Origin of the sequence: Streptomyces sp. NBC_00358, assembly GCF_036099295.1 — a bacterium.
Classification (GTDB): Bacteria; Actinomycetota; Actinomycetes; order Streptomycetales; family Streptomycetaceae; genus Streptomyces.
Genome location: NZ_CP107976.1, coordinates 6,745,575 through 6,761,019 on the forward strand (window position 1 = coordinate 6,745,575; position 15,445 = coordinate 6,761,019).

Annotated in this window: 16 protein-coding genes and 1 riboswitch; of the genes, 9 read left to right on the plus strand and 7 right to left on the minus strand. The window is 72.6% G+C overall.

What is annotated here, in order from left to right:
* Position 1: 1 nt before the first annotated feature.
* Both thiS and thiO read right to left on the minus strand, forming a co-directional pair.
* Positions 2 to 202 carry a sulfur carrier protein ThiS gene (thiS, locus tag OHT01_RS28715; protein ID WP_328556001.1) on the minus strand — a complete coding sequence of 67 codons (201 nt, stop codon included), beginning with the start codon at positions 200 to 202 and terminating at the stop codon, positions 2 to 4.
* A complete protein-coding gene (gene thiO, locus OHT01_RS28720; RefSeq protein ID WP_328556002.1) occupies positions 199 to 1,365 on the minus strand; it encodes a glycine oxidase ThiO in 1,167 nt (388 codons plus the stop codon). The genes thiS and thiO overlap by 4 nt, the downstream gene beginning before the upstream one ends.
* Positions 1,363 to 1,476: riboswitch (TPP riboswitch) on the minus strand. Its footprint overlaps the gene before it by 3 nt.
* Before the next feature lie 52 nt (positions 1,477 to 1,528).
* Between thiO and OHT01_RS28725 the strand changes: the two genes are divergently transcribed.
* The 6 genes from OHT01_RS28725 (at position 1,529) to OHT01_RS28750 (ending at position 6,523) form a co-directional block, all read left to right on the plus strand.
* Positions 1,529 to 1,906 carry a hypothetical protein gene (locus OHT01_RS28725; RefSeq protein ID WP_328556003.1) on the plus strand — a complete coding sequence of 126 codons (378 nt, stop codon included), beginning with the start codon at positions 1,529 to 1,531 and terminating at the stop codon, positions 1,904 to 1,906.
* Positions 1,907 to 1,938: 32 nt separating this feature from the next.
* Positions 1,939 to 3,177 carry an NAD(P)/FAD-dependent oxidoreductase gene (locus OHT01_RS28730; RefSeq protein WP_328556004.1) on the plus strand — a complete coding sequence of 413 codons (1,239 nt, stop codon included), beginning with the start codon at positions 1,939 to 1,941 and terminating at the stop codon, positions 3,175 to 3,177.
* A 64-nt stretch (positions 3,178 to 3,241) separates the two neighbouring features.
* Positions 3,242 to 3,613, plus strand: coding sequence for an Rv2175c family DNA-binding protein (locus tag OHT01_RS28735; protein ID WP_328453378.1), 372 nt, complete (start codon positions 3,242 to 3,244; stop codon positions 3,611 to 3,613).
* A 92-nt stretch (positions 3,614 to 3,705) separates the two neighbouring features.
* Positions 3,706 to 4,365: a thiamine phosphate synthase gene (gene thiE / locus OHT01_RS28740; protein ID WP_328556005.1), complete on the plus strand. Its 660-nt coding sequence runs from the start codon at positions 3,706 to 3,708 to the stop codon at positions 4,363 to 4,365.
* A 158-nt stretch (positions 4,366 to 4,523) separates the two neighbouring features.
* Entirely contained in the window at positions 4,524 to 5,447 is a 924-nt protein-coding gene (metF, locus tag OHT01_RS28745; protein WP_328556006.1) for a methylenetetrahydrofolate reductase [NAD(P)H], read from the plus strand.
* A 56-nt stretch (positions 5,448 to 5,503) separates the two neighbouring features.
* Complete coding sequence (locus OHT01_RS28750; protein ID WP_328556007.1) at positions 5,504 to 6,523, plus strand: hypothetical protein; 1,020 nt, start codon at positions 5,504 to 5,506, stop codon at positions 6,521 to 6,523.
* 58 nt (positions 6,524 to 6,581) lie between these two features.
* Here the strand turns inward: OHT01_RS28750 and OHT01_RS28755 are convergent, their stop codons facing one another.
* The 5 genes from OHT01_RS28755 to OHT01_RS28775 all read right to left on the minus strand — a co-directional run bounded on the left by OHT01_RS28755 (position 6,582) and on the right by OHT01_RS28775 (position 12,794).
* Positions 6,582 to 8,117 (minus strand): phytoene desaturase family protein, encoded by a 1,536-nt coding sequence (locus tag OHT01_RS28755; protein WP_328556008.1) that lies wholly within the window; start codon positions 8,115 to 8,117, stop codon positions 6,582 to 6,584.
* 81 nt (positions 8,118 to 8,198) lie between these two features.
* Complete coding sequence (locus tag OHT01_RS28760; protein ID WP_328556009.1) at positions 8,199 to 8,837, minus strand: DUF4126 domain-containing protein; 639 nt, start codon at positions 8,835 to 8,837, stop codon at positions 8,199 to 8,201.
* A 399-nt stretch (positions 8,838 to 9,236) separates the two neighbouring features.
* Positions 9,237 to 9,866: a TetR/AcrR family transcriptional regulator gene (locus tag OHT01_RS28765; RefSeq protein WP_328556010.1), complete on the minus strand. Its 630-nt coding sequence runs from the start codon at positions 9,864 to 9,866 to the stop codon at positions 9,237 to 9,239.
* Between the two features lie 35 nt (positions 9,867 to 9,901).
* Positions 9,902 to 11,986 carry a YhgE/Pip domain-containing protein gene (locus tag OHT01_RS28770; RefSeq protein WP_328556011.1) on the minus strand — a complete coding sequence of 695 codons (2,085 nt, stop codon included), beginning with the start codon at positions 11,984 to 11,986 and terminating at the stop codon, positions 9,902 to 9,904.
* Complete coding sequence (locus OHT01_RS28775; RefSeq protein ID WP_328556012.1) at positions 11,973 to 12,794, minus strand: ATP-binding cassette domain-containing protein; 822 nt, start codon at positions 12,792 to 12,794, stop codon at positions 11,973 to 11,975. The genes OHT01_RS28770 and OHT01_RS28775 overlap by 14 nt, the downstream gene beginning before the upstream one ends.
* A 176-nt stretch (positions 12,795 to 12,970) precedes the next feature.
* On the opposite strand from OHT01_RS28775, the gene OHT01_RS28780 reads away from it, so the two are divergent.
* The 3 genes from OHT01_RS28780 (at position 12,971) to OHT01_RS28790 (ending at position 15,179) form a co-directional block, all read left to right on the plus strand.
* On the plus strand, positions 12,971 to 13,525 hold the full coding sequence (locus tag OHT01_RS28780; protein WP_328556013.1) for an SAV_6107 family HEPN domain-containing protein: 555 nt from the start codon (positions 12,971 to 12,973) through the stop codon (positions 13,523 to 13,525).
* 210 nt (positions 13,526 to 13,735) lie between these two features.
* Positions 13,736 to 14,506, plus strand: coding sequence for a methyltransferase (locus tag OHT01_RS28785; RefSeq protein ID WP_328556014.1), 771 nt, complete (start codon positions 13,736 to 13,738; stop codon positions 14,504 to 14,506).
* Between the two features lie 274 nt (positions 14,507 to 14,780).
* Positions 14,781 to 15,179: a DUF3040 domain-containing protein gene (locus OHT01_RS28790; RefSeq protein ID WP_328556015.1), complete on the plus strand. Its 399-nt coding sequence runs from the start codon at positions 14,781 to 14,783 to the stop codon at positions 15,177 to 15,179.
* The last annotated feature ends 266 nt before the right edge of the window (positions 15,180 to 15,445 follow it).

The window sequence follows — 15,445 nt, forward strand, 5'->3', positions numbered from 1 at the left end:
GTCAGCCTCCCTGGACGGCGGTGAGGACTTCGACGCGGTCGCCCTCGGTGAGCGAGGTGGACGACCACTGCGCGCGCGGGACGACGGTCTCGTTCAGGGCGGCGGCCACTCCGGCCGGTGCCGGGGTGAGGGTCGCGACGAGCGTGTCGAGAGCGGTGCCCGCGGCGATCCGCTGCCGCTCCCCGTTGACGACGATGTTCATACGGGCTGCTCCGTGAGGGCGGTGGCGCCGAAGCGCAGGGGACTGAAGGGGCGGGCCTCGGCGGGGAGTTCACCGGTGGTCAGGACGTGCGCCATGGCATCGCCCGTGACGGGCGTCAGGAGCACGCCGTTGCGGAAGTGCCCGGTGGCCAGCAGCAGTCCGTCGAGCGCGGTCGGGCCGAGCAGCGGCGCGTTGTCGGGCGAACCGGGGCGCAGTCCGGCGCGGGTCTCGGTGAGCGGCAGCTCGGTGATCCCGGGGACCAACTCGTGCGCGTCGCGCAGCAGTTCGTACACGCCGCCCGCCGTCACGGTGGTGTCCCAGCCCAGCTCCTCGCTGGTCGCCCCCACCACGAGCTCGCCGTTCTCGCGCGGCACCAGATAGACGTGGCTGCCGCGCACGACGGCCCGCACGGTGCGGTTCAGGAAGGGCGCGTACCGGGGCGGCACGGTCAGCCGCAGCACCTGCCCCTTCACCGGGCGGACCGGCGGGAGGGCGTCGTCCGGGACGCCCGCCAGGCGGCCGCTGAGGCTGCCCCCGGCGAGCACCACCTGGCCCGCGGCGAGTTCGGTGCCGTCCGTGGTGACGACCCCGGCGGCCCGGTCCCGTACGACGGTCAGGCGCTCCGCCCAGGTCCGGTGCAGGACCACTCCGGCCCGTTCGCACGCCGTGACGAGGGCTCCCGCGAGGCGCCGCGGGTCGATCTGGTGGTCGCCGTCGACCCGCAGGCCCCCGCGCACGCCGGGCGCGAGCATCGGCTCCAGACGGCGGCACTCACGGCCGCTCAGCCACTCCGACTCCAGCCCCGACCGGCTCTGCAGAGCGTGCAGCTCCCGCAGATGGGCGCGGTCGTCGGCGTCCAGCGCGACGGCCAGCGTGCCGCACCGGCGGTAGCCGAGGTCCTGGCCGGTCGCCTCGGTGAGTTCGGCGGCGAAGTCCGGATAGCGGCGCGCGGAGGCGAGGTTGAGGCCCAGCAGGGTCTCCTCGCCGAAGTGCAGCTCGGTGACGGCGGCGAGCATTCCGGCCGCGACCTGGGCGGCCCCACCGCCCGGCCCGGGGTCCACCAGCGCGGTGGTGAACCCGCGTTGCGCGGCCCGCCAGGCCGTCACCAGACCGATGATTCCGCCCCCGATGACGAGGACGTCTGACGAACGCGTGGGCGACATGGGCGTCCAGCCCCTCCCTTCGCCGGCATGACCCGGATCAGGTTCGTACGGTCGGAGGCCGCCCCAGCCTCCCTCTCAGCCCGGTGCGTCCGGACTCCCGCGAGTGCTTTACGTTGGCCACCCTAGCCCGCCCCGCTCCGTCTCAGTAAGGGAGCCTCCGCCCATGGCGCGACCGCTCGACGGCCTGGTCCTCGCCCCTGTCGCCGACCAGGCACCGGGCCAGGTGGGCACCCGCACCCGGTTCGTCTACCACGAGGAGGACGGCACGGTCTGGGCCGACTACGCGGGCGGCGACATCGTCCGCGGGCACCTCGTCGGCACGCGCGAGGGCGACCGCCTCGACTTCCGCTATGTGCAGCTCAGGCGTGACGGGACCACCGCCTCGGGCCACTGCGTGTCCCTCGTGGTGGAGCTGCCCGACGGCCGCGTCCGGCTGGAGGAGACCTGGACGTGGGAATCGCGCAAGGGCACGGGGACGAGCGTGGTGGAGGAGCTGCGCGGGACCGGCCGTGTGGAACAGGTCACCGAACGCGTCGGCTGACTGACGAATTGTCAGGTGTCTAAGGTGACCAGGTGAGCGAGCAGACGCAGGCACAGTCTCAGTCGCAGGGGCCCGCGGCACGGCGGGTCGTCGTGGTGGGCGCGGGCATGGCCGGAGTCCAGACCGCGGTCGCCCTGCGCGAGCAGGGCTTCACGGGCCCCGTCACGCTGATCGGCGCGGAGCCGCATCAGCCGTACGACCGGCCACCCCTGTCCAAGGCCGTACTGCTGGGCAAGGCCGAGGGCTCCGCCTTCGACATCGACTTCGAGGCCCTGGACATCGGCCTCGTGCTGGGCCGCGAGGCACTCGGCGTGCGCGCCGGGGACCACGAACTGGACACGGCCGCGGGACCCGTGCCGTACGACGTCCTGGTCGTCGCCACCGGCGCCGAACCGATCCAGCTCCCCGGCGCCGCGGGCATGCCGGGAGTCCACCTCCTGCGCACCCTGGACGACGCCGAGCGGCTGCGTCCCGTCCTCGCCAGGCAGCACGACATCGTGGTGGTCGGCGCGGGCTGGATCGGCGCCGAGTTCGCCACGGCGGCACGCGAGGCGGGCTGCGCGGTCACGGTCGTCGAGGCCGCCGACCGGCCGCTCGCCGGCGCGCTGCCCGACGAGGTGGCCGCGCCGATGGCCGCCTGGTACGCGGACAGCGGGGCCACCCTGCGCACCGGCGCGCGGGTGGAGCGCATCGAGCCCGGCGCGGTGATCCTCGACGACGGCTCCCGGGTGCCCGCGGGCGCCGTCGTGGTCGGGATCGGGGCGCGGCCCGCGACCGCCTGGATCGCCGGCTCCGGCATCGAACTGGGCGCCGAGCGCGAGATCCTCGCCGACGACCACCTGCGCACCTCCCTGCCGGACGTCTACGCGGTCGGCGACTGCGCCTCCTTCCCGTCGGGGCGCTACGAGGACCGCCTCCTCGTCCATCACTGGGACAACGCCCTCCAGGGGCCGCGCACGGTCGCCGCGAACATCGTCGGAGAGGCGCCCGCCGCCTACGATCCGGTGCCGTACTTCTGGTCCGAGCAGTTCGGCCGCTTCGTGCAGTACGTCGGCCACCACGCGCCCGCCGACACCCTGGTCTGGCGCGGGGACCCCACGGGCGCCTCCTGGTCGGTGTGCTGGCTCCGCGAGACCCGTCTGGTCGCCCTTCTCGCGGTGGGCCGCCCACGGGATCTCGCCCAGGGCCGCCGGCTCATCGAGGCGGGGCAGCGCATGGATCCGCGGCTCCTCGCGGACCCGTCGAGGCCGCTGAAGGGCGCCACGGCCTGACCGGCCACCCCGGGTCGGACGCTCCTGGCTTCCGGCTGCCGGTCCGGGATGGCAGGCTTGTCCCGTGACCGAGATTGACGCAAAGATCGATGCTCTCGTCCCCGCCTGGCTCACCCTCCCCGACATCGCCGAACAGTTCGGCGTCGAGGTGACGCGCGTCCGGCAGCTGGTCAAGGACGGCCAGCTGATCGCCGTACGCCGTGGTGAGAACCGCGCGCTGCACGTCCCCGCCGACTTCATCGACGCGGACGAACAGAAGGTCGTCAAGGGCCTGGCCGGCACCCTGACGCTCCTGAGGGACGACGGCTACTCCGACGAAGAGGCCCTGGAGTGGCTCTTCACCCCCGACCCGAGCCTGCCCGGCACCCCCGCGCAGGCTCTGAGCGAGAATCGCGGCACGGAGGTGAAGCGCCGCGCCCAGGCGCTCGCCGTCTGACCTGAACGCGACCGTCCGGCACGGGGAGCGCGGCGGCGGGACCATCCCGGCCGCCGCCCTCTCCGCGCACCGACAAACGGGGGACCCCACGCATGCCCGAGAACACCGTCACGACCGCGCGCGGCCGGCTCGCCGACGCCCGCGTCTACCTGTGCACGGACGCCCGCAGGCGCCAGGGCGACCTCGCCGGGTTCCTCGACGCGGTCCTGGCGGGCGGTGTCGACATCGTGCAGCTGCGCGACAAGGGCATGGAGGCGGGGGAGGAACTGGAGCACCTCCAGGTCTTCGCGGACGCCTGCGCCCGGCACGGCAAGCTCCTCGCGGTCAACGACCGGGCGGACGTGGCCCACGCCGTCCGCGCCGACGTACTGCACCTGGGCCAGGGGGACCTCCCGGTTCCCGCCGCCCGCGCGATCCTCGGCGACGAGGTGCTCATCGGCCGCTCCACGCACGCCGGGCCCGAGGCCGCGGCCGCCGCGGTCCAGGACGGCGTGGACTACTTCTGCACCGGCCCCTGCTGGCCCACCCCCACCAAGCCGGGCCGCCACGCCCCCGGCCTCGACCTGGTCCGCAGCACGGCGGCCCTCGGCACGGACCGCCCCTGGTTCGCGATCGGCGGCATCGACCTCGGCCGGCTCGACGAGGTGCTCGAAGCGGGTGCCCGCCGGGTCGTCGTCGTACGGGCGATCACCAAGGCGGACGACCCCGGCGCGGCGGCGGCGGAGTTCGCGAAGCGGCTGCGCGAGGCGTAGCCACGCCGTCCGTACGAGCGGAGCGTCCTGGCGCGGCCGCCGTCCGGAGGGCTCCAAGGGTGTCCGAGGGTGTCCGAGGGGTGGACAAGAAATCGACAGATCGGACAAATGTCAGCGGTTCGGTTGGGGGACCGACGCCCTCTGGCTAACCTGCGAGTATGGCCCACGGATCTGCTTCCACCAGGACTGATCGCGCACGCACCGTGCGCGACATGCTCGCGACCGGCAAACAGACCTGTTCCTTCGAGTTCTCGGCGCCGAAGACTCCCAAGGGCGAGCGGAACCTGTGGAACGCCCTGCGGCGGGTCGAGGCCGTGGCGCCCGACTTCGTCTCCGTGACCTACGGAGCCGGCGGCTCCACCCGGGCCGGCACGGTCAGGGAGACCGAGCAGATCGTCCTCGACACGACGCTCACCCCGGTCGCGCACCTCACCGCGGTCAACCACTCCGTCGCGGAACTGCGCAACATCATCGGGCAGTACGCGGACGCGGGCATCCGGAACATGCTCGCCGTGCGCGGCGACCCGCCCGGCGACCCCATGGGCGAGTGGGTCCCGCACCCCAAGGGCCTGACCTACGCGGCCGAACTCGTCAGCCTCATCAAGGAATCCGGCGACTTCTGCGTAGGGGTCGCGGCCTTCCCCGAGATGCACCCCCGGTCCGCCACCTGGGACCTGGACGTCTCCCACTTCGTCGACAAGTGCCGCGCCGGCGCCGACTACGCGATCACGCAGATGTTCTTCCATCCCGAGTCCTACCTCCGCCTGCGCGACCGGGTGGACGCGGCGGGCTGTGCGACGCCGGTCATCCCCGAGGTCATGCCGGTGACGAGTGTGAAGATGTTGGAACGGCTGCCCAAACTCTCGAATGCTTCGTTCCCGGACGTCCTGAAAGAGCGGATCCTCACAGTCAAAGACGATCCGGCGGCTGTACGCTCCATTGGGATCGAGTTCGCGACGGAGTTCTGCGCGAGGCTGTTGGCCGAGGGAGTCCCCGGACTTCACTTCATCACGCTCAACAACTCCACGGCGACGCTGGAAATCTACGAGAATCTGGGCCTGCACCACCCGCAGCAGGCCTAGACCGGTCGCACCCGCGTACGACACACTGCGTAGCGGCCACTGGGAGAGGGGCGTACATGGGCTTGACGGTCCTCTATCTGGCATTCGGCGTCGTCGCGTTGTGGCTGCTCGGCGAGGTGCTGCTGCAGTACAAGGCGCGGCTGCGGTTCCGGCTGCTCGCCTTCGTCGGCTTCCTCGGTGTGGTTCTCGGCGTCCTGATGCACTCGGTCGTGGTCATCGGCCTGGGCGCGGCCGCCTTCACGGTCGGCCAGACGTACGTGACGCTGTCGTTCCGCCAGGGCTTCGCGCAGGGCTGGGCCATCAACGGCCGCTCCGCGCCCGCCAAGCCCAGCAAGCGCCGCCGCGGCGAGCCGGAGGACCCGGAGAACGAGGACCTGTCGGCGGAGGAGTCCGGCCTCGACGGTGTCGAAGAGGCGGCCTACCGGCGGGACGACCAGTATTCCGCCGAGGACGACGTCTTCACGCCCGCCCCGTCCGACCGGTTCCTGCCCCCGGAACAGGCCGAGCCCACGGCCGCCGAGTCCACCTCGGTGTACGAACCGCAGCCCCTGCCCGAGGACACCGGCTCCTACGGCGTCTACAACGGCGCCGCCTACGCCGACGCGTCCCAGGCCCAGGACCAGCAGGCCTACGCGACGGCCGGGCAGTCCCAGGACCAGCAGGCCTACGCGACGGCCCAGGACCAGCAGGCCTACGCGGCGGGCGCCCAGGGCCAGCAGGCCTACGGGTACGACGGCTACACGGGCTACGACCAGCAGCAGTACGGCTACGACAACAGCCAGCAGCAGTACGCGGCCTACTCGGACCCGTACATCGGCCAGCAGACGTACACGGGTGCCTCGTACGACAACACCGCCTACAACGGCGGCGAGCAGCAGTACACGCAGCAGCAGCAGACCTACGGCCAGGACCAGTACGGCAACGGCACGTACGGCGGCGAGACCCCGGCCGGCGGCGTCTGGGTGCCGCAGCAGCGCACCGACGAGCAGTACGGCGCCGAGGTCCCGCCCGAGCAGCAGCAGTACCCCTACCAGGGCAACGGCAACGCCGGCTTCGACGAGCAGTACCGCTACTGACCGGCGGCCGGACAGCGGCCGGTCTCCCGCCGAGCACCGTTCCCGCCCACCGGGCCCTTCACTGAGAGCCCTGGAACTCCGGTCCTTCCACGATCAGCCCGGCCACCAGCGCGCCCGACATGCCCGCGTGCGGCAGACCGCCACCGGGATGCGCCCAACCCCCGGCCGCGAACAGTCCGGTCGCCCGCGTGCTGTTCGACGGGTGCAGAAGCCGCCCGTCCGCCGCGGCGAGCGCGGGGGCGGGAACCGCGCCACCCTCCGCACCGGTCGCCTCCATGATGTCGGCCGGGGTGCGGACCTCGTGCCACAGCAGCCGGTCGCGCAGACCGGGCAGAGCACGCTCGGCGGCGTCCAGCACCCGCTCCACGTCAGCCTCGGCCACCTGGGCGCCCGACGGCACCGTGACGGTCAGCGTGACCGCCTCGTGCCCCGCGTCCGGGACGAGCGCGGGGTCGTCGGGACGCGACACCACGACGGTGGGTGCCGCGGGCACCCCGGGACGCCCGCCGAACAGCCGGTCCAACTCGCCGTCGCGGTCGACCGTGTGGACCACCGTCCGATGCGCCACCCCGGCGGGCCGCGCGCCGCGCAGCGCGAGCAGCACGGTCAGCCGGCTGGCCCCGCCGGGCTGCGGCGGGACCTCGTCGGCGCCCCGGAGCGCGGCCCCGGGGACGAGGCCGTCCAGAATGCCGGGCGCCACTCCCGCGACCACGAAGTCGGCCTCAGCGAACAGGCCTCCCCCGGTTCCTCCGAGCCCTCCGGCCTCCCCGGGGCCGCCCTCGGACAGCTCCACGCCGACGACCCGTCCGTCCTTCTCGACGATCCGCTCGACGGAGGTGGTGAAACGGAACTCGACCCGGCGCTCCAGACACCGCTCGTACACCGCGCGCGCCAGCTCCCGGATGCCGCCGCGCACGTACCAGGTGCCGAAGGCGTGCTCCATGTACGGCAGCACGGCGGCGCTCGCCGGGGTGACGCGCGGATCGAGCCCGTACGCCAGGGCGTGGCTTTCCAGCAGGGCCCTCAGCCGGGGGTCGCGCAGCTCCCAGGCGCCGACCTCGGCGAGGGTGCCGGCCCGGCGGGTACGCAGCAGCTTCTTGTGCGGCACCGAGGGATAGGGTTCGCGGTCGGCCAGCACCGCCCAGTTGGGCCACAGCGGCTCCTCCAGGAGCGGTCTGCGCGAGCGGTCCCACGCCTCGCTGGCCCGGACCAGGAAGTCGCCCCACCGCGCGCCCGCGTCCGCGCCGAGCGCTTCGTCCAGCGCGGTGAGCACACCCGCGCGCGAGGCGTTCGGCAGCGACACCCGGGTGCCGTCGGCGAAGACATGGCCGGCCGAGGGGTCGACCTGCACCAGCTCGACGCACTCCTCCAGAGGCCGCTTTCCCGTCTTGACGAACAGGTCGCGGTAGACCGCGGGCACCGGCAGCAGACCCGGGCCCGTGTCGAAGGCGAAGCCGTCCCGTTCGAATCGGCGCACCGCGCCGCCGTACGTCTCCGTCCGCTCGTACACCACCACCCGGTGGCCCGCGACGGCCAGCCGGGCGGCGGCCGCCATCGCGCCCATCCCGGCGCCGATCACCGCGATCTGTCCCATGCCGGCGACTTTATCGGCCCCCGCCGACAGCCCCGTCCGCAGGCCGGGCGGGCCGGCCTGCCCCGCCGCGGTCAGTCGAGGTCAGTCGAGGTCCACCCGCGGGGCCCGGCCCGGCGGTTCCCCCACCCGGGCGGTCATCCGGCGCTCCTCCCGGCGCTGCGCACGGCGGCGCAGGAATCGTCTGATCCGCGAGACGAGGAAGTAGAGCACCGCGAGCCCGGTGAACAGCAGGACACCGGCGATGACCGCCGCGGCCCGTGGATGGAACATCGCGAACGTGAGCAGGCCCGCGACCCCGAGGTCCTCGGCGGTGCTCATCACGAAGTTGCTGAACGGCTCCGGCGAGGTGTTGATCGCCATCCGTGTCCCGGCCTTGACCGTGTGGCTCGCCAGCGCCGTCGAGCCGCCGATCAGGCCGGCCGCCAGATCGGAGACCGAGCCGCTCTGTCCGGCCAGCAGCGCCCCGACCCACGCACCCGCCGCCGGCCGGATCACGGTGTGCACGGAGTCCCACACCGAGTCCACGTACGGGATCTTGTCGGCGACGGCCTCGCACAGGAAGAGAACGCCGACTGTGACCAGGATCTCAGGGCGTTGCAGGGATTCCGGGACCTCGTCGCTCAGTCCGGTCGCGCCGAAGAGGCCGAGGAGCAGCACCACCGCGTACGCGTTGACACCGCTGGCCCAGCCGCTGGTGAAGACCAGGGGGAGTACGGACACGGACGCGATCGTAGCCAGTCGGCGACGAGGCGTCCTGGGCATGAGCACTTATGCCTGAGTACGCGTACTCACCGGTGGAGATGAGTAGGCGCACGGATGGGGTCCGACCTGCGTGAACGGGAGAGTGGAGGCACGGAGAGGGGCGCGGCTCCGGCACCGCCGACACGGGGCGGCGGAACGGAACTCGCGCCCTTGGCCGCTCCTTCCGCCGACCCGCTCGGCGGGAGTGAGACACGGGGGAACCCGGGGGACGACCGAACGGGGGCCCAACGGGGGTTACGGGGATACGGGGAGCACGGCGAAGCGCCGGTACGCATGGCCCGCGGGGGACGCGGCCACTCGTACCGGCGCTTTCGTGTGCGCTGCGCGAGGCCCTTCGGGACGGGCTTCGCCCCCGGCTCAGTGGTGGCCGCTCACCCGTCCCTGGAGGAGCCGGGACAGCGCCGCGTGGACGTCGTCCAGGGAGCGCTCCGGCTGGAAGGCCTGCCAGTCCAGGGCGGCCACCAGGACCATCCCGACGAGCGCCGCAGCCGTCAGCGGGATGTCGATCTCGTCGCTGAGCTCCCCGCCCGCCACGGCGTCGCGCAGTACGTCCTCGACGACCGCCACCGCCTGCTGCCGCACCACCATCAGGGTGGACTGCCAGGCCCGGTTGGTGCGCCAGAGCTCCGCCACGTACAGCTGGGTGAAGGCCGGGTAGCGGTTGATGAAGACGAGCCCCGCGCGGATCATCGCGTCCAGCGCGTCGACCTTGCTCCCGCCGTCCCGGGCGGTCTTCTCCGCCGCCTCCCGCAGCGAGGCGGTGAGGAGCCCCACGCCATGGCGGAGCAGCTCTTCGAAGAGGACCGATTTGCTCGCGAAGTTGTAGTAGACCGTGCCCTTCGCGACCCCGGCCCGCTCGGCGATCTCGTCCACCGTGGTGGCGGAGAACCCCTGTTCGGCGATCAGGGTGACGGCCGCCTCGTAGAGCTTCTGCCGGGTCGCCTCGCGGCGGCCGCCGCCGCCCGCCGTGGTGCTGCTGCTTTCCATGGCACCGATTGTCACAGGAGCGCCCGCGCCCGTGGTCACAGGCTCAGTTCCGGGTGCAGCCGGTCGAGGGTCCACACCTGCTTGCGGCGCGCCGTGAGGGCGGTGAGCGCGAGGGCGCCCACGGTGAAGGCCGTCAGTACGAGGCACGCCGTCCGGACCGGCTCCAGGCCACCGCCGGTGATGAGCCGGCGCAGGGCCTCGACGACGTAGCTCATCGGCAGGTAGGGGTGGATCGCGTTGAAGAAGCGCGGACTGGTCTGGACGGGGTAGGTGCCGCCCGCCGAGGTCAGCTGGAGCATCAGGAGGGCCAGTACGAGGATCCGGCCGGCCGCTCCGAAACGCGCGTTCATCCACTGCACGATCGCGGCGAAGCAAGCCGTCACCAGGAACAGGAAGCCCACGGTTCCCGCCGCCCGCACCATCTGGAGACCGATCGCCCAGTGGAGCACCGCCATCAGGGCGGCCGTCTGGAGCACGCCGACGGCGGCCACCGGCAGCCATCCCGCCAGCGCGATCCGCCACGCCGAGGCCCCCGCCGCGAGCGCGCGCCGGTTCAGCGGCTGGATCAGCATGTACGCCACCATCGCGCCGACCCACAGGGACAACGGGATGAAGTAGGGGGCGAATCCCGTGCCGTAGTTGGGCGCCTTGTGCAGGTCCCTGGAGGCCATCTGCACCGGGTCGGCCATGACCTGGGTGCGCCGGTCGCGGTCGGGCTTGTCGTAGTCGGGGATGCGCTTCGCGCCGTCGTGCAGGCCGCCGGCCAGCTTCCCGGAGCCGCCGACGAGCTTGTACAGGCCGCCGTCGAGATCGCTCGCCCCGGTCTCCAGCCGGCCGACGCCCTTGTCGAGGTCCGCCGCGCCGGTCCTGGCGGTGCCCAGGCCGGAGTGCAGCCTCTTCGCGCCCTTGGCGACCGCGGAGGCCCCGTCGTTCAACTTGTCGATCCTGGAGACGGCGTCGTCGAGGTCCTCGGAGAGATGCGGCGAACGGTCGGCGAGCGCCTGCGCCTGCTTCTCCAGTTCCTTCAGGTTCCTGTCCATCGAGGCGAGGTCGCCGTCCTGGTCGGCTATCAGCGTGTTCACGTCGTCGGCGACCAGGACGACGTCGGCGGCCGCCTCCTTGGCCTTCTTCAGCTCGGGACACGCCGGGTCGGGGACCGGCAGGCTCTCGCACCGCCCGCGGTAGACGGTGTTCAGCGCGTCGGACGCCGCGTGCGCGCCCTTGGCCGCGACCGGAGCCGTCTTCACCAGGGTGTCGAGGTTGTGGCGGATCCCCGCGGTCGAGTCGGCGACCAGCCGGGCCGTGTCCCCGATCGACTTCTCGTTGTCCTTCAGGAAGGGGCCCACCTTGCCCGCGACCCCGTCGACCTTGTCCGCCAGCGCCTGGGTGCCGTCGGCGACCTGCCGCGAACCGTCCTCCAGGTCACCGGCGCCCGTGGTGAGCTTCCTCATGCCACCGGAGAGCTGCCCGCTGCCCTTCTTGGCCTCCTTCAGGCCGTCGGCCAGATCCTTGGAGCCCTTCTTCGCCTTGCCGAGGCCGCCGTTGAGCTGGGCGGCTCCGTCGGCGGCCCGCACGGTCTTCCCGTGGATGTCCGAGAACGAGATGAAGATCTTGTCCAGGAACGAGCGCGAGGCCTTCGTGGACGCGGCCGTCCGCACCTCGCTGAACACGGTGCGGGAGATCTGCCCGACGATGTAGTTGTTCGCGTCGTTGGTCCGCACCTGGAGCGCGCTCGTCTCGGGCGACGTCCCGGAACTGGAGGCGACCCTCTCGCTGAAGTCGCCCGGCATGGTCAGCGACAGGTAGTACGTGCCGTCCTCCACGCCGCGGCGGGCCTCGGCGGAGCTCACCTCGTGCCACTCGAAGGTGTCGCTGTCGCGCAGCCCCTCGGTGATGGAGTCCCCGACCGTGACCTTCCGGCCGTCGGCCGTCGCCCCCTTGTCGTCGTTCACCAGCGCCACCGGGATGCGGTCGAGACGGCCGTACGGGTCCCAGAAGGACCACAGGTAGAGGGCGCCGTACAGCAGGGGCAGCAGCAGGAGCGCGACCAGCGCGGCCCGCGGAAGCTTGCCCCGGCCGAAGCGGCGGAGTTCCAGAAAGGCCAGTTCAGGCGCGCGCATCGGCCGACTTCCTGTCGTCGTTCTCGTTCTCGTTCTCGTTCTCGCTGTCGCTGTCGCTGTCGCTGTCGGAACCGGGACCGGGATCCTGTACGTCCGTGGTCGTCGAGGTGTCACGCGGTGCGGTGGACACGACGACCGCGCCCTCGGGAGCCTCGCTGCACACCGCCAGGACCGTGGTGCCGGACTCGGCGACAGAGCGCAACAGGGCCCACACCTCGGAGCGTTCGGCGTCCGCGAGCTTGAGGTCGGTGTCGTCGACACCGAGCAGCCGCGGCCGGCCGATCAGGGCCAGCGCCACGGACAGCCGCAGCGCCTCGATCCGTTCCAGATCGCGTACGGCGGTCCGCGGGCCCTTGGGCAGCGTCTCCGGGTCGAGCCCGGCGGCGGTCAGCGCGGCCTCGATCCGCAGCCCGGCCTCGCGCCTCCGCTCGCCGCGCGGCCGCAGCAGGGCGCGCAGCGAACCTCCGAACCGCCTCTGCAGCAGGGCCCGTTCACGCAGGTGCTCCCCGACGGTCAACGCGGGTTCGAGGTCCGTGACCCCGGGCACATGGGCGAGCGCGCTCACCCGGCGCACGGCGCCCAACTGCTTCGGCAGCCTCGACGGGCCCACGGCCGCCGTCCCCTCGGTGGCCTTCATCCGGCCCGTGAGGGCGAGCAGCAGGCACGTGCGGCCGGACCCGGACGGCCCCTCGACCGCGATGAGCGATCCGGGCTCCGCGTCGAGACGAACCCCGCGGAACGCCCAGCCGCGGGGCCCCTCGAGTCCGAAGTCCTCGGCCGTGACGCCCAGTCCGTGCGGACCGTCCACAGCTACCCCATCCCCTGACACACCATCGAACTACTTTTGAACTGACTGGTCAGTGCAAAAACTATCCCGAACTTTCGATCGAAGCAAAAGCCCAGGTCAGAACGGATTGTCAGTGGCATACCGCACGATGGGCACATACGGCCACAGTGCCGTCACACGACGACAGGAGGTTCGTCATGGCCAGCTCGTCCGCAGCCGCCGCCCGTCGGCGCCGCGCCACCGGCCCTGCCCCCTCACCGACCGGACCGGCGGGCGACGTCCACCCCGTGCTCCGCCGGGCCACGGCCCCGCCCGCCGCCCTCGACCTGCTCTCCCAGGCCCGCGCCGGACTCGACGAGGCGACGACCCTGGAAACGTCCAACGAGCGTTACGCGACGGCCCACTTGGCCGCGCTGCGCACCGCCGCTGCCGTCCTCGCCGCGCGCGCCCGCCCGGAGCCCACCTCCCGGCGCAGGGCCCGCATCCGCAGCGCCTGGGAAGTACTCCCGGAGATCGCGCCCGAACTGACCGAGTGGAGCGCGCTGTTCGCCTCCGGGGCCACCCGCCGTGCCCGCGCCGAGGCCGGCATCCAGGGAGCCGCCACCACCCGCGACGCCGACGACCTGATACGCGACGTCGCCGTGTTCCTGCGTCTCGTCGAGCGGATGCTGGTGCTGCAGCCCGTGCTGCCCCAGCCCCGGCAGGACGGAGACCGGGAACGGGCGGACAGGGGGGTCCCGGACGCGGGTTGACCGGTGAGGGACCTCCGGGGAGCCCGGGGGGCGGGCCGCGGCCCGGCGTCTGCCGGGCACCCGCTCAACACACCGTCCGGCGCACGTGAGACGGGGGATCGGACACAGCGGCGGAGGCAATAGGGTGGAGGCGCCTGCTGCCTCCCGCCGGGAGGCCCGAAGATCGCTCCGCCGTACCAGAGGCGGTGCCGCGCCGAGGAGTCAACTGCCGTGTCGGACCCGATGCGCCCCCGCGCTTCTCTCCGTACCGCCGTCGTCTGGGAAGTCCTCAAGGACGCCCTGGACCGTCGGGTCAAGGCCGCCGGGCGGGAGTCGCTGGACGTACTGGACACGGGCGGCGGCAGCGGCAACTTCGCCGTGCCCGTCGCCCGCCTCGGCCACCGTGTCACCGTCGTCGACCCCAGCCCGAACGCGCTGTTCGCGCTTGAGCGCCGCGCCGCCGAGGCCGGTGTCGCCGACCGCGTGCAGGGTGTCCAGGGAGACGCGCACGGACTGTTCGACGTGGTCGAGCGCGGAGGGTACGACGCCGTGCTGTGCCACGGCGTCCTGGAGTACGTCGACGACCCGGCCGAGGGTGTCCGCAACGTGGTGGACGCACTGCGGCCCGAGGGTGTGCTCAGCCTGCTCGCCGCGGGCCTGGGCGGAGCCGTGCTGGCCCGTGCCCTCGCCGGGCACTTCAACGAGGCCCGGCACGCCCTCGACGACCCGGACGGACGCTGGGGCGAGGGTGATCCCGTCCCGCACCGGTTCACCGCCGAACAGCTCACCTCCCTGGTCGCCGGCGCCGGTCTGCACGTCGGGGCCGTGCACGGCGTACGGGTCTTCGCGGACCTGGTGCCGGGGGTCCTGGTGGACACCGAGCCGGGCGCTCTGGAGGCCCTGCTGAAGCTGGAGGCGGCGGCGGCCGAAGTCGCCGCGTTCCACTCCGTGGCCACACAGCTCCACGTTCTCGGTGAGGCCCGAGGGGTCGCCGGGGACTGAGGCGCTCCCGTGGTGCGCCGCTGATCAGGGGCTCGGCAGCGGATGGAGTACGCCACAGACCACCCGATCGAGTGCTCGGCGCCGTATGATCGGTGGAGACCGTCCGGCATGACGGACCGTTCGCTGGGGAATGCACGCCTCAGCGCATCGGGGTGCCATGACGGGTTCCGGTTGGCGAATTGGCGTAGAGGGGCGGGTTTCACGGGGGCGATTCCCTGCCTATCCTGAAGGGGACCCCCGGTCGCCCCGGCGACTGCACGATGAGGAGGACTCCGTGCCGCTCTCGGAGCACGAGCAGCGAATGCTCGAGCAGATGGAGCGAGCGCTGTACGCCGAAGATCCCAAGTTCGCGACAGCGCTTGAGGGAAGCGGGCTGCGTACGTACACCCGGCGACGGGTTTACCAGGCGGTCGCGGGCTTCCTGGTGGGTATCGCGCTCCTCATTGCTGGAATGGCCACGATTCAGATCTGGCTGAGCGTGGTGGGCTTCCTCGTCATGCTCGGCTGTGCGGCGCTTGCCGTCACCGGTTGGCGCAAAGCTCCCAAGCCGGGTGAACAGCCGGCCGCGTCGGGCTCGCCCGCCGCTCGCCGTCAGGTCCGACAACGCCGTTCCATGATGGACCGGATCGAACAGCGCTGGCAGCGCCGTCGCGACGAGCAGGGCGGTAACTGAGCCTCCGGCGTCGCGGCCGCAGACATACGTGTGAGGGGCGTCCACCCGGGATTCGGGTGGACGCCCCTCACACGTATGTCTGCGGCCGGACAGCCCCCGCTCACCCCCGGCGCCCCCGCGGCAGGCACTCGATGCGCGCCGCCGGTCCGTGCGGGCGGTGCGCGCCAATGCTCCCCGCGGGCGGTGCGCCGACGAGGGCGGGCCCCGACAGACCGCCCGGACCGCAGGCCGCACGCGTCGGTGCGGCCCACGGCCAGCGGTCTGTC

What these genes read in the sequence shown, in the direction of transcription:
- thiE (WP_328556005.1), top strand. Translation starts at nt 3,706, where the DNA reads ATGCCCGAGAACACCGTCACGACCGCGCGCGGCCGGCTCGCCGACGCC.
- metF (WP_328556006.1), top strand. Translation starts at nt 4,524, where the DNA reads ATGGCCCACGGATCTGCTTCCACCAGGACTGATCGCGCACGCACCGTG.
- thiS (WP_328556001.1), bottom strand. Translation starts at nt 202, where the DNA reads ATGAACATCGTCGTCAACGGGGAGCGGCAGCGGATCGCCGCGGGCACC.
- OHT01_RS28755 (WP_328556008.1), bottom strand. Translation starts at nt 8,117, where the DNA reads ATGGGACAGATCGCGGTGATCGGCGCCGGGATGGGCGCGATGGCGGCC.
- OHT01_RS28725 (WP_328556003.1), top strand. Translation starts at nt 1,529, where the DNA reads ATGGCGCGACCGCTCGACGGCCTGGTCCTCGCCCCTGTCGCCGACCAG.
- OHT01_RS28750 (WP_328556007.1), top strand. Translation starts at nt 5,504, where the DNA reads ATGGGCTTGACGGTCCTCTATCTGGCATTCGGCGTCGTCGCGTTGTGG.
- OHT01_RS28770 (WP_328556011.1), bottom strand. Translation starts at nt 11,986, where the DNA reads ATGCGCGCGCCTGAACTGGCCTTTCTGGAACTCCGCCGCTTCGGCCGG.
- OHT01_RS28780 (WP_328556013.1), top strand. Translation starts at nt 12,971, where the DNA reads ATGGCCAGCTCGTCCGCAGCCGCCGCCCGTCGGCGCCGCGCCACCGGC.
- OHT01_RS28765 (WP_328556010.1), bottom strand. Translation starts at nt 9,866, where the DNA reads ATGGAAAGCAGCAGCACCACGGCGGGCGGCGGCGGCCGCCGCGAGGCG.
- thiO (WP_328556002.1), bottom strand. Translation starts at nt 1,365, where the DNA reads ATGTCGCCCACGCGTTCGTCAGACGTCCTCGTCATCGGGGGCGGAATC.